The organism is Marinilabiliales bacterium (assembly GCA_007695015.1).
Taxonomy (GTDB): Bacteria; Bacteroidota; Bacteroidia; order Bacteroidales; family PUMT01; genus PXAP01.
The window spans coordinates 1-12952 of the sequence record REEN01000058.1 but is presented as its reverse complement, the minus strand read 5'-3'; the positions used below and the strand labels follow the sequence as shown (position 1 = coordinate 12952).

The 12952-nt window shown below is 47.6% G+C and carries 12 protein-coding genes; 9 read left to right on the top strand and 3 right to left on the bottom strand.

From position 1 onward, the window contains the following. The first annotated feature begins 39 nt into the window (after positions 1–39). The 6 genes from EA408_07320 to EA408_07295 all read left to right on the top strand — a co-directional run bounded on the left by EA408_07320 (position 40) and on the right by EA408_07295 (position 5992). The gene (locus EA408_07320; protein TVR72122.1) at positions 40–1041 is read left to right on the top strand and encodes a phosphate acetyltransferase; all 1002 of its coding nucleotides are present in this window, start codon (positions 40–42) and stop codon (positions 1039–1041) included. A gap of 31 nt (positions 1042–1072) precedes the next feature. After that, the gene (locus EA408_07315) at positions 1073–2026 is read left to right on the top strand and encodes a 3-hydroxyacyl-CoA dehydrogenase family protein (GenBank protein TVR72121.1); all 954 of its coding nucleotides are present in this window, start codon (positions 1073–1075) and stop codon (positions 2024–2026) included. A gap of 84 nt (positions 2027–2110) precedes the next feature. Then, complete coding sequence (locus tag EA408_07310) at positions 2111–3316, top strand: acetate kinase (protein ID TVR72120.1); 1206 nt, start codon at positions 2111–2113, stop codon at positions 3314–3316. A gap of 4 nt (positions 3317–3320) precedes the next feature. Then, positions 3321–4226 carry a phosphate butyryltransferase gene (locus EA408_07305; protein TVR72119.1) on the top strand — a complete coding sequence of 302 codons (906 nt, stop codon included), beginning with the start codon at positions 3321–3323 and terminating at the stop codon, positions 4224–4226. Positions 4227–4260: 34 nt separating this feature from the next. Then, entirely contained in the window at positions 4261–5337 is a 1077-nt protein-coding gene (gene buk / locus EA408_07300; GenBank protein TVR72118.1) for a butyrate kinase, read from the top strand. 64 nt (positions 5338–5401) lie between these two features. Continuing rightward, positions 5402–5992, top strand: a complete 591-nt coding sequence (locus tag EA408_07295; GenBank protein ID TVR72117.1) for a hypothetical protein — start codon at positions 5402–5404, stop codon at positions 5990–5992. Positions 5993–6095: 103 nt separating this feature from the next. On the opposite strand, the gene EA408_07290 is transcribed toward EA408_07295, so the two are convergent. Next, positions 6096–6296 (bottom strand): cold-shock protein, encoded by a 201-nt coding sequence (locus EA408_07290; GenBank protein ID TVR72116.1) that lies wholly within the window; start codon positions 6294–6296, stop codon positions 6096–6098. Positions 6297–6716: 420 nt separating this feature from the next. Here EA408_07290 and EA408_07285 point away from each other — a divergent pair, with 420 nt between their 5' ends. Together EA408_07285 and EA408_07280 are read left to right on the top strand one after the other, a co-directional pair. Next, positions 6717–7232 carry a peptidylprolyl isomerase gene (locus tag EA408_07285; GenBank protein TVR72115.1) on the top strand — a complete coding sequence of 172 codons (516 nt, stop codon included), beginning with the start codon at positions 6717–6719 and terminating at the stop codon, positions 7230–7232. 124 nt (positions 7233–7356) lie between these two features. Next, positions 7357–8091, top strand: coding sequence for a beta-carotene ketolase (locus tag EA408_07280; protein ID TVR72114.1), 735 nt, complete (start codon positions 7357–7359; stop codon positions 8089–8091). 93 nt (positions 8092–8184) lie between these two features. Here EA408_07280 and EA408_07275 read toward each other — a convergent pair whose 3' ends face one another. Both EA408_07275 and EA408_07270 read right to left on the bottom strand, forming a co-directional pair. Beyond that, positions 8185–11208 carry a DNA polymerase III subunit alpha gene (locus EA408_07275; protein TVR72113.1) on the bottom strand — a complete coding sequence of 1008 codons (3024 nt, stop codon included), beginning with the start codon at positions 11206–11208 and terminating at the stop codon, positions 8185–8187. 95 nt (positions 11209–11303) lie between these two features. After that, positions 11304–12479 (bottom strand): DNA polymerase IV, encoded by a 1176-nt coding sequence (locus EA408_07270; GenBank protein TVR72112.1) that lies wholly within the window; start codon positions 12477–12479, stop codon positions 11304–11306. Between the two features lie 336 nt (positions 12480–12815). Between EA408_07270 and EA408_07265 the strand changes: the two genes are divergently transcribed. Next, on the top strand, positions 12816–12952 hold a 137-nt coding region (locus EA408_07265; protein TVR72198.1), incomplete at its 3' end, for an XRE family transcriptional regulator.

Below are 12952 nucleotides of genomic sequence, written 5' to 3'. Positions count from 1 at the left end.
ATACGGAAAATATAACATCATTTAAAATACTGCTTTACAATGAATTTACTTGAAAGAATCAAGCTTGGAGCCAAAAAACATAACAAGCGAATAGTTTTACCGGAAGGTTTTGATGAAAGAACCCTCAAGGCGGCTGACGTTTTACTGTCCGAACAGATAGCACAGATAACAATCCTGGGCAACCCTGATAAAATAAAAGCTGAAGCACGTGAACTGGGACTAGATAATATTGAAAAATCAACGATTATTGATCCTCTCAACCATCCTGACAAGGACCGTTACATTGCAATGATGGTTGAATTAAGGAAAAATAAGGGTCTTACAGAAGCTGAAGCCGGAAAGCTTATAGAAGACCCCCTCTATTTGGCAACCATGATGATAAAAGCTGGCGATGCAGACGGTGAGGTGGCCGGTGCTGCAAACTCAACCGGCGATGTATTGAGGCCGGCTTTCCAGTTTGTAAAAACCCGTCCTGGTATTAGCGTGGTTTCAGGAGCGTTTATCATGATATTGAAAGACAAGGAGTATGGTGAGGAAGGGTTGCTGGTATTTGCCGACTGTGCAGTTCATCCCGATCCGACTGAGAAAGAACTTGCCGAGATAGCCGTTGCCACTGCCGGAACTACCAGGGCGATCGTCGGAATTGAGCCCAGAATAGCAATGCTGAGTTTTAGTACCAAGGGGAGCGCCAGTCATCCGATGGTTGACAAAGTAGTGAATGCAACCCGGATTGCCTCAGAAATGGCCCCGGATCTTCAGATTGAAGGCGAGTTACAGGCTGATGCCGCGATTGTTGATGCGATCGGGAAGAGCAAGGCTCCGGGCAGCAAAATAGCCGGCAATGCCAATGTGCTGATATTCCCAAATCTGGAGTGCGGCAATATAGCCTACAAGCTTGTCCAGAGACTCGCCGGTGCTGAAGCAATTGGTCCGGTACTCCAGGGTATGGCAGCACCCATAAACGATCTCTCAAGGGGATGTTCAGTAAGTGATATTGTTAATCTGGTTGCAATTACCGCAAACCAGGCAGCAGGAAATTAATCAAATCAAACTAAAATAATAAACTATACAAATGGCTGAAACTAAGATAGAACCAATAGAACAATACGGTCTAAGTAAAAAAGACAGACCAAAAACCCTTTTCTCGAAGGTTGGTATTGTTGGCTGTGGAAGCGTTGGCCAGGCCATTGCAAGGATAATCAGCTGCCGGGGTATTGAGGTGGTTTTTATTGAGCTTTCCGAAGAACTCATCAGGCAGGCGATCGATTCCATCAGCTGCCAACTGGACAGGATGATCCAGCGCTGGGGAATGACGCCAGGGGAAAAGCGCAGCATAATGTCCCGTATTAAAGGCACAATGGATTATGGAGAGTTATCGGACTGTGATCTGGTAATAGAAGCAATATTATCTAAATCAAGGGACAGCAGCGTGGGAATGAGAAAAGAGGTTTTCAGGAAGATAGAAAAGCATGTAAGTCCGGAAACCATCATTGCAACAAATTCAACCACCCTGGTTATAACTGAATTGTCAGCCGAGCTTGAACATAATGAACGCTGTGTAAGCCTCCATTTTTCGACCACTTCGCCGGACTCGGGAATACTCGAAGTTGCAAGGGGGCTCCATACCTCAGACGAAGCATACGAAAAGGTCCTGACTTTTGGAAAACTCCTCAGCAAAGTTGTAATTCCGGTTGAGGAATCTCCCGGACTTATTTCGGTACGGCTTCTGGTTGTTCTGATCAATGAGGCATGCCAGATACTTTCAGAAAATGTTGCTGCAAAAGAGGATATCGATCTGACACTTAGCAGTAGCTTAGACACCAAACAGGGCCCGTTTGAGATGGCCGACCGCATTGGCCTGGACCGGGTTCTGAGATACATGGACAACTTATACAGTGAGTTCGGTGATATAAAGTATAAGGCAAATCCGATCATAAAGAGGCTTGTCAGGGCTAACCAGCTTGGAAGAAAGACAGGTAGAGGATTTTATGGATATGATGAGAACGGGAACAGGATAAAAACATGATTTTATTTTAGCGGCTACTAAATGGCCGGTTCTGCATTTTGCCTCTCAATTAATGAAATTTTAAAAATTTAAACGATATACCAAATGAAGATAATGGTTCTGAACTGCGGAAGTTCATCGATCAAATACCAGCTTTTCAATATGGAAAGCAAAGACGTTCTGGCAAAGGGGATTGTTGAAAAGATAGGACTCAAAGGGTCTTTCATGAAACTCGAGAAGCAGTCCGGCGAAAAATGCAGATTCGAGGGTGAAATCCTCGATCATCAGATCGGTATTGAATATGTACTGGGTGTTCTTACAAGTAAAAAGCATGGGTGCCTTAAAAACCTTGATGAGATTGAAGCCGTTGGGCACAGGGTTGTACAGGGCGGAGAGAAGTTCACTGACAGCGTTTTTATTGACGACATGGTTTTCGGAGAAATAGAGAAATACTGCGACCTTGCACCATTGCACAATCCGGCGAACATAAAGGGTATTGTTGCAATGAAAACACTTATTCCCGGCATACGGCAGGTTGCAGTATTTGATACGTCCTTCCATCAAACAATGCCCGATTATGCTTATATGTACGGGATACCTTATTCACTCTATACGAAATACGGTATAAGGCGATATGGATACCATGGTACAAGTCACCGGTTCGTTGCAAAGAAGGCCTGTGACTTCCTGGGAGTTGACATAAAGACCAGGAAGATCATATCTTGCCATCTTGGAAACGGTGCATCTGTAACCGCTATCGACAAAGGGAAGTCAGTTGATACCTCAATGGGGTTTACGCCTGTTGAAGGTTTGATCATGGGAACCCGTACCGGGGATCTTGACCTTGGTGTTCTGACATATATTCTCGACAAGGAGGCGGTACCTCTTAGTTCTATAAATACGATAATCAACAAGCAGAGCGGAATGCTTGGTGTAACAGGGATATCATCAGATATGCGCGAAATCGAGCTTGAAGCTGATAAAGGAAACAAAAGAGCCATTCTCGGACTGCAGATGTATGATTACAGGGTCAGAAAATATATTGGAGCCTACGCAGCCGCGCTGGGTGGTGTTGACATACTAATATTCACAGGAGGTATAGGTGAAAATGCAGACACAACAAGGAGGGGAGTTGCATCGGATCTTGGGTTTCTGGGACTTGAACTGGATGATGCAATCAATACCGGTTTGCGTGAAACAACCAAAGTTATCAGTACCAAGGATTCTAAAGGAACGATTATAGTTGTAACTACCGACGAAGAGCTTGTCATCGCTGAAGACACGCAGCGTATCATAAACGAGATTAGTTAAGAATATGTCAATTGCAAGTCCGGAACAGATCCTGAATCTCGCCAGGTCAGGTTCAAGACAGCACCTTGTTGCAGCCTGGGCAATAGACGAGCATTCCTTGTCAGCCATCAGCCAGGCTTTAAGCATGGGGGTTGTCGACGCAACTGTTGTCGGTGATAAAAGGACCATTGAGAAAGTCTGCCATGAAAATGGCATAGAGGCAAATGATCTCAGTATAATCGACAATCCCGATGAAACATCTTCCATGAATGAGGCTGTTGATCTTATTAACAGGCAGCAGGGCAGCTTTTTGATGAAAGGCAACCTCAGCACCGACAAGTATATGCGCGCCATACTGAACAAGGAAAAGGGGCTGATGAATCCCGGTGCAGTACTCAGCCATGTTACCGTTCTTAAAATGGTAAATTACCATAAGCTTCTTGTAATTGGAGATGTTGCCATTATACCCTTACCGGATCTGAAGCAGAAAGTGGCAATTGCAAATTATCTTATCAGGACAGCACATGCTTTGGGTACAGATAATCCCAAACTTGCAGTTCTTGCGGCAACAGAGCAGGTATTGCCAGGAATGCAGGCATGTACAGATGCTGCATTATTAAGCAAAATGGCAGAGAGGGGACAGATCAGAGGTGCCGTTGTTGACGGCCCGCTTTCCATGGACCTGGCAATAAGCAGTGAGGCAGCCAGGATAAAGGGCGTAGAAAGTGAAGTTGCCGGTGATGCGGATTGCATACTTTTCCCCAACATCGAATCGGGTAATGTTTTTTATAAGCTCAATGCCCTGGCCGGTTCTGCCGGGCAGGCAGCCATGCTTGTTGGTGCAAGAGTTCCTGCCGTCCTCTCTTCAAGAGGTGACAGCACAAAAACAAAACTTTATTCAATAGCCCTTGCTGCAACTCTTGCAAAGTGATTCTAAGGTGTGCTAACCAGGAAACTAACCTTAAATGGAAAACATCAGGATACTGGCTATAAATCCGGGGTCAACATCAACCAAGATAGCAGTTTATAATAATACTAAATCTGCGTTCCTGAAAAACATCAAGCATTCAGCTTCTGATCTTGGAAGTTTCAGGAATATCGCCAGCCAGTTTGAATTCAGGAAAAAACATATACTGGATGAATTAGATGATGCCGGGATTGAAATTGAAAGCCTGAATGCAGTGATTGGCCGTGGCGGACTGATAAAGCCGATACCATCGGGGGTATATGAGGTTAACAAGGCGATGATCAGGGACCTGAAAAAGGGGATTCAGGGAGAACATGCAAGTAACCTGGGCGGATTGATAGCAAATGATATCGCCATGACAATACCGGCTGCCCGCTCCTTTATTGCCGACCCGGTCGTGGTCGATGAGATGCAGGATGTTGCCAGGATAACAGGTCACCCCCTGTTTGAACGCCGGTCCATCTTTCACGCCTTAAACCACAAGGCAATAGGGAGAATACATGCCGAATCGATCGACAGCGAATACGATAAATTAAATCTCATAATCGCTCACCTTGGTGGCGGAATATCTGTGGGCGCTCATAAGCAGGGAAGGGTGATTGATGTCAATAATGCCCTTGACGGAGAGGGGCCTTTTTCGCCGGAAAGAACAGGCACGTTGCCGGCCGGATGCCTTGCCAGGACCTGCTTTGATGATAACTACACCCACGATGACGTAAAGAAGATGATTACCGGCCACGGTGGATTGATGGCCTATTTCAATACCAATGACGCCTATGAAATTGAAATCAGGGCAGGGGACGGAGATCCTAAAGCTGTTCTGATTCAGAATGCAATGGCCTACCAGACAGGAAAGGAGATAGGAGCTATGTCAGCCGTACTCAAGGGGAGGGTGCACGCAATCATCCTCACCGGTGGTATGGCTCATAACCCAACCCTTGTGTCATACATCAAGGATATGGTTTCTTATATTGCACCTGTGATTATTTATCCTGGTGAGGATGAGATGAAAGCTCTGGCTATGAATGCGCTCATGGTTATGACAGGTAAAATCAAACCAAAGGTATACAGCTGAAAAATAATGCACTAACACATGCAGGCAGGTGTGGTATATTCAGCTTTGATAATGATTTCTTATAATGATGAACATAAATTTCTTCTCTTTATTTAAGAGACCTTTACTGATCATTGCATTACTTGCAATGATTGGCGGGTCGGAAGTCAGGGCTTATTCAGCTTATGGCAACCGGATTTATTATGGCGGATATTTAGGTGTTGATCTCGGTCTTATCAATCAGTATGAGATATCGCCCCTGGCAGGCTACAGGATAACACCGTGGCTGAATGCAGGGGCCGGAGCCAAGTACCAGTATTACCATAATAAACAGGTTGGCAGTGTATTCAGTTCCCATATTTTCGGACCAATTCTGTTTACCGATATTGTACCTGTTTCCAATATCAATGACCTGCTGCCTTTCAGATTCCTTGAAGCCGGGTTGTATATTCACGGAGAAGTAGACCTTTTCAGCTTGCCGGTCAGCTATTTTGATACTGAAAACCGTTTCTCCGGGCAGAATCGTTTTTTCAGACCATCATGGATTGCAGGTGCCGGACTGCGTTCCGTTAGCGATACCGGTAGAAATTTGAACATAATGATAATTATTGACTTATCAGGCCATGAACGTAAAATATATGCAAACCCGGCTGTAAGAATTGGATTCATGTTCTGAAACAAATGGAAGGGAAATACAGTGTCTGCTTATGTATATATAATGAAAGAGCCCCTGTCAAAGGGGCTCTGTAAATGCTGATATGGATTATAGTTGAAATTTTCTATTCAGCAGTTTTAACGTTAGTGGCCTGGGGGCCTCTTTTACCTTCAGATATTTCGAACTCAACCTCCTGGCCTTCCTCCAGAACCCTGAAGCCTTCACGCTCAATACCTGTGTAATGAACAAATACGTCGTTACCTTCTTCGGTTTGAATGAACCCGTAGCCTTTGGCTGAATCAAACCATTTAACTTTGCCTTTCATGATAAAAAAATTAAATTAAAAAATAGTTAATAGTGAAAAACCTTACAAATATCAGATTTTTTTTTTAGCTTATCAATTATTTTATAATAAATCAACATAATTATATATTTTAGAACGACCCTGTATAAAGCAGATTATATCGTCAAAGCGGCAGGTTGCATTCATAACCAATCTCACGTTTTTTTTTTAATCTGCTACCTCTTTTTAACAAACAATGGGCTTAAAATGTTCGTAAGATGTATCCGGATGAGGTATGTTTGAGTACCCGGTTTGTCAGTTACTGATTTGGTTATTCACTTTATTATCACTTCCTTTGTATCCTGAAACCAGATTTAAAATCAGGGGGAATCCTTAATTATAAGGCACAAGGTTGCCCGAAGCGGGATTGCCCCGCTTTATTTAAATTAAAATATATTTATAATGACTATTAAAGAGAACAAGGTTGTATCGCTTACTTATGAACTCAGGGTTGATGATCAAAAGGGTGAGATCGTCGAAAAAGTTGAAAAGAACGCACCTCTTACATTTCTTTTTGGCCGCGGAAATCTGTTGCCCGATTTTGAGGCCAACATTGACGGCTTGAAAAAGGGAGATCCTTTCAGCTTCATGCTTGAACCTGAAAAGGCATACGGACAGGTTTCAGAAGAGGCAATCGTCGACCTCCCCAAGAACATTTTTGAAGTGGATGGTAAGATTGACGATAATCTCCTTAAGGTCGGAAACAATATACCGATGCAGGATAACAGCGGAAACAGGCTGAATGGAATAGTGCTTGAAATTGGAGGCGAGACGGTAAAGATGGATTTCAACCATCCTCTTGCAGGCGACACTCTCTATTTTGAAGGCGAGGTCTGCAATATCAGGGATGCAACCGAGGAAGAGGTCAGTCACGGACATGTGCACCAGGGTGGCGGGACCCATCCATGCGGCGGATAAAAAATTACTGCCGGAATATACCGGTTCCGGTTCTGCATGACATTAGTTTTTACAGGAACTTCCTCAGTTCTTAAGGGAGTTCCTGTTGTTTATTACCCAAAACCACCGGCAATAATTTTTCATTATGTACAACCCGACAAAAAAGGATGGATACATGGGGCTTGCTGCCGGACTGGCTGTTATGGGCCTCTGGCTGGCGGGACTTGTAATATTTCTGCAGATGGACCTGTCGGTAGTCCCCGTCTACATTATCATACCAGCTATGGTTGTACAGATGTTTCTTTATGTGGGACTGTTCATCACTGCCCACGATGCCATGCATGGCCTGGTTTTTCCTCAAAATCTAAGTATCAATAAATTAACAGGCACTGTTGCCGTACTGTTATACGCGCTGTTCCCCTACAAAAAGCTTCACACAAAACACTGGGACCATCATAAATATCCGGGTAGTGAGAAGGATCCGGATTATCACGACGGGAAACAGCCCGGGTTCTTCAGCTGGTATCTTAAGTTTATGAGAACCTACCTGAGCTGGTGGCAGGTCCTGGGCATGGCAATTATCTTCAATATCCTTCACCTGGGACTGAATATTCCTGTGGCCAACCTTATGCTTTTCTGGGCCTTTCCGGCCCTCGCCAGCACCCTGCAGCTGTTTTATTTCGGCACCTACCTTCCGCACAGGGAACCCAATGGGGGATACACCAACCGCCACAACGCTACAAGTAATGATTACCCGGTTTTATTATCTTTTATAACATGCTACCATTTCGGATACCATCTGGAACACCATGAGTTTCCCTATGTGCAATGGTGGAAACTGCCTAAAGTGAGGAAGAAATGGAACGGCCGGGTTTCCTGAAACACCAGATATCCTTTCATCTACCGGAGCAGGCATGAACCACGAAATGATATATGAGTTTTGGGTGCAGGCGATTGCTGATTAACCGCATCTTTATCCTGCCCTCGGATCGGGGCGGGAGGGAAGGCGCGCCATCTTGCTTACCTCGACGGAGGGAAAGTCAAACTCTTCGGTTACCCGTCCCTCGATAAGGTAAACACCCGGCCCGGTAAAGGGGTACTTTTTCAGTACCGGCGGGAAATTCACAGTATCAAAGAATTCGCCCTTCTCATCGAGGAAACATCCGAACTGCATGATCTCCTTCCTCACTGTGCGAACATACTTGGTTGCCACCAGGTCACCCACTATTCGCACTATTCTGCCTTTACCCGCCGGGGCATTGGCTGCCCTTCGCGAAGTCCTGCCGGTACCGGCCACGTTACTGGCTGCCGTTTGTGCATCCCCGCCGTTACCGGTGTGAAGATCGGCCGCCACGGTATTGCCCCTGTAGGATGTCTGCAGCATATCAAAACGTGACATGGTGACGGGGAAGCCCAGCAGCTCGGTCTCATCCCATGCATCTTCAATAGAGGTGTCATCCATAGGAGGAAGGCTGTAAGTTTTTACGGCCCCGTCAAAAAGCTTCCTGCCAAACTGAACCTTTTTCTCCCTGGAGGTCAGGAAGTGAGCCTCCCACAGCAGCTCCTTTTTGGTTTTGCCTGTAAACCGGAACGCCCCGCAGCGGATCAGTATCTTCACCTGCTCGATGCCTGCCGGCACCCGCTCCATAAAACCGGCCAGTCCACGAAACTCTCCATACCGTTCCCTTTCGGCCTCAACGTGCCTGCCAACCTGTGCCTCCAAACTTTTGAGGTGCACAAATCCCAGGTAAATAACATCACCCTTAATGCTCGTCATATACCTCCCCCTGTTCACGCATGGCAGTTCTATGGTGGCCCCGTACCGCCGGGCCTCGTTCACGTATACCCATGTCCGGTAGAACCCCCCGAAGTTGTTGATCACCGCCACATGGAACTCGTGAGGGAAGTGGGTCTTCAGGTAAAGGCTCTGGTAGCTCTCCACCGCGTAGGAGGCTGAATGCGCCTTGCAGAAGGCGTAGCCGGAGAAGGAGGCTATCTGCCTCCACACCTCGGCTGTCAGCTCTATGGGGTAACCTCTTTCACGGCAGTTGTCGAAAAAGCTGTTCTCTATCCGCTCAAACTCCTTTCGCGAGCGGAACTTGCCCGACATGGCCCGGCGCAGTATGTCGGCATCGGCCAGGTCGAGTCCCGCGAAATGGTGCGCTATCTTAATCACATCCTCCTGGTACACCATTATACCGAAGGTCTCGCCAAGCTGCTGCTCAAATACCGGGTGGAGGTAGCTGAACGAATCCGGGTTATGAAAACGGTGTATATACTCCTTCATCATCCCGCTCTTTGCCACCCCCGGCCTGATGATGGAACTTGCCGCCACCAGTCTCAGATAATCCCTGCACCTGAGCTTCTTGAGCAACCCCCTCATGGCCGGCGACTCGATATAAAAGCACCCGATCGCTTCGCCCCTGTAGAGCCTTTCGTTTATTTCCGGATCTTTTTTGAAATCATTTACCCTGTGCACGTCGATCTTCTGGTTGCGGTTCTCCCTTACGATATCGACACACTCGCCGATATGCGCTATACCTCTCTGACTAAGTATGTCGAGCTTTTCAAAGCCGATCTCCTCGGCCACGTACATGTCCCATTGCGTCGTCGGAAAACCCTTGGGCGGCATATCCAGGGCGGTGTAGCAGGTGATCGGCTCCTCCGATATCAGAACCCCGCCGGCATGGATGCTCCGGTAATTGGGAAAATCGATGATCCGCCGTCCGTAGTCAAAGATCTTCTTTGTCAGGTCATTCTGCAGCAGCGGATCCCCTGGCCTGTCCACAAGCTGGTCAATATCGCTCTTCGGAATCCCGTAAACCTTCCCCAGTTCACGTATTATGGAGCTGTCGCGGAAGGTGTTGATCGTGCCCAGCAGGGCGGTGTGCTCCCTGCCGTACCGCTTGAATATGTAGTCCAGCACCTCGTCACGCTCTTTCCACGAAAAATCTATGTCGAAGTCCGGGGGACTCGTTCTCTGCGGATTTATGAACCGCTCAAAGTAGAGGTTCAGCTCCACCGGGTCGATATCGGTTATCCTGAGGCAGTAGGCCACGATGCTGTTTCCGCCGCTGCCCCTGCCTACGTGGTAAAAGCCGCGGTACATGGCATACCGGATTATATCCCATGTGATAAGGAAATATGACGAGAAGCCGAGCCTGTCGATCACCTCCAGCTCACCCTGTATCCTTTGAAGCGCCTTCTTATCGTTTCCGTACCGGTATTTTAGTCCGTCAAGAGCCAGTTTCTCCAGCAGCAGCTTGTCGTCGTAACGGCTTCCCGTAAAGGTCCGTTTGTTTTTGGGCGTTGATTTATTGAAAGAGAAGCTGCATTGTGCAAGCAGGGCAGAAGCGTTCAGCAGCAGGGAGGGGTTGCTGGCATATATCTTTTTAAGCTCTTTGGGCGAAAGGAAGTACTCCATCCGGTTAGCCGTGTGCCTGGACTCAAGCTTGTCCAGCAGCGTGTTCCGGTCAATTGCCCTCAGGTGCCTGTGAAATTCGTAATCTTCCGCGGAAGCGAAAGCAACCGGGCAATGAGCCAGTAATTTACTGCTGTATTTGTGATATTCGGCGGGCCACAGCTTACCGGCCTCCCAGGGGCGGATGCCTATGTACTCGTTCTCCCTGAGGCGGGAAACGGGGACGCTGCCCGGGGCATATAGAACGTAGACGTGGTCGAACGGCGGGGCAGATGAGGAGAGGGGGTTGTTGTCAAGGTTGTGTCTGGTCAGATGCCGGTTGATCTCCTCCATGCCGCGTTCATCGGCCGCGATGCAGGTGTAGAGGTAATGGCCGCCCGACCTGAACTCCATGCCGCATACCGGCTGTATGTTGCTCTTGATGCACAGCTCTGTAAAGTCGAAGCATGCGGTGCTGTTGTTTATATCGGTAAGCGCCAGGGCGCCGATATTTCTCTTCCCGGCTTCTTCCACCAGCTTTTCGACGGGCATGGTGCCGTAACGCAGGCTGTAATATGAACGTGCGGTATAGAGCATTTTACGTATTATTAATATTCGGCGGTTTCTTCCCGGAGTACCACCTCAAACCGGATCATTTATGCCGCCCGGTGTCCGGCCGGCGGTTTTATTTGTCAGGCTGGCAGTTTGCCGGGCGCCACCCCTGCATTAACCGCTCTTACCACCGCCATCTTCCCAAACCTCCTTTTCAGCCGGTCAACCGTCATGTAGAGGTTCACCATCTCGGGGGTGTCCTCAAACAGGTTGAGCTGCTGGGTCCCCTGTACCAGGTGGGTGAAGCGTACCCCTATAAGCCGTATCAGCAGTCGCCTGTTATATAACCTGTCAAACAGTCCCCGCGAGATTTCAATCAGCGTATGATCAAACGAGGTGTAGGGGATACGCTTTTGCAAGGTGTGGGTATCGAAATTGGCGTATCGCAGTTTTACGGTAACACAGGAGGTGAGCTTATGCTGCGACCGCAGCTCATAGCACAGTTTTTCGACCATTCCCGCCAGCAGCGCCCTCAGCATCTTAACGTCGGTGGTATCCTGCTCAAAAGTGCGTTCGGTGCTGACCGATTTCTGCTCCCAGTAAGGCTCCACAGGGGTGTTATCAATGCCGTTGGCCCTTCTCCATATTTCCGTCCCGTTCTTCCCCATTACCCTTTCCATAAGCTCCGGCGGCATCTGTCGCAGTGTTGATATGGTATCAACACCCATTGCCCGCAGCATACGGAAGGTCTTTTCGCCTACCATCGGGATCTTTTTGATCGAAAGGGGTGCCAGGAACAGCGGTACCCCCGGCTTCTGCACATGCAGCCCGCCCGCAGGCTTGGCCTCGCCGGTAGCTATCTTCGCTACCGTCTTGTTAACCGACAGTCCGAACGATATCGGCAACCCGCTCTCTTTTATGATCCTTTGCCGCAACTCGTGGGTCCACCTGTAGCACCCGAAGAAGCGGTCCATCCCGCTTATATCTATATAGTGCTCATCGATCGATGCCTTTTCGTACACGGGAGCGCTTTCAGCAATGATATCAGTAACGGTATTCGAGTATCTGCTGTAATTTTCCATGTCGCCCCTTATTACTACCGCGTCGGGGCAGAGCATCCTGGCCATCTTCATCGGCATTGCCGAATGCACTCCGAATTTGCGGGCCTCATAGCTGCAGCTTGACACGACGGCACGGTCGGATGTCCCGCCTATGAGTATCGGTTTGCCTTGCAGACTGCTGTTCTGCAGCCGCTCGACCGACACGAAGAAGCTGTCGAGGTCCATGTGCACTATGTCGCGGTTTGTAATATCCATTTTTTACTTCTTTAGCTTTTGCCACTCAGGACAACCCAGTCTATACTCAGGCCACTTTAAAATCTTGCCTATCCGTAATATTCCCGATGATCCTTACTGATCCGGTTTACGATGATACTTTGCAATCATCGCTTTGACGGGTTAAGAATTTGATTTTTAATAAAAATAAACTATATTTGACTATTAAATAGTCATGTTAGCGACTATAATATAGTAACTTTATTTACAAAAGGGAAAAATCCGGATCAGAATATTCCAGGCGAAAAGTCAGGGGCAGGAGAGGAGCACATGCAATACCCGGGCAGTCAGGTATGCGATAACATAAAAACATTCAGGATGAACTTTTCATCAAACATAAAGCACCTCCGCAAAAGGAGGAAGAAGACCCAGGAGGATGTGGCTTTTGTACTGGGACTAAAACGCAGCACCCTGAACAATTACGAGAACGGGCAGACCACACCCAATGCCACCGT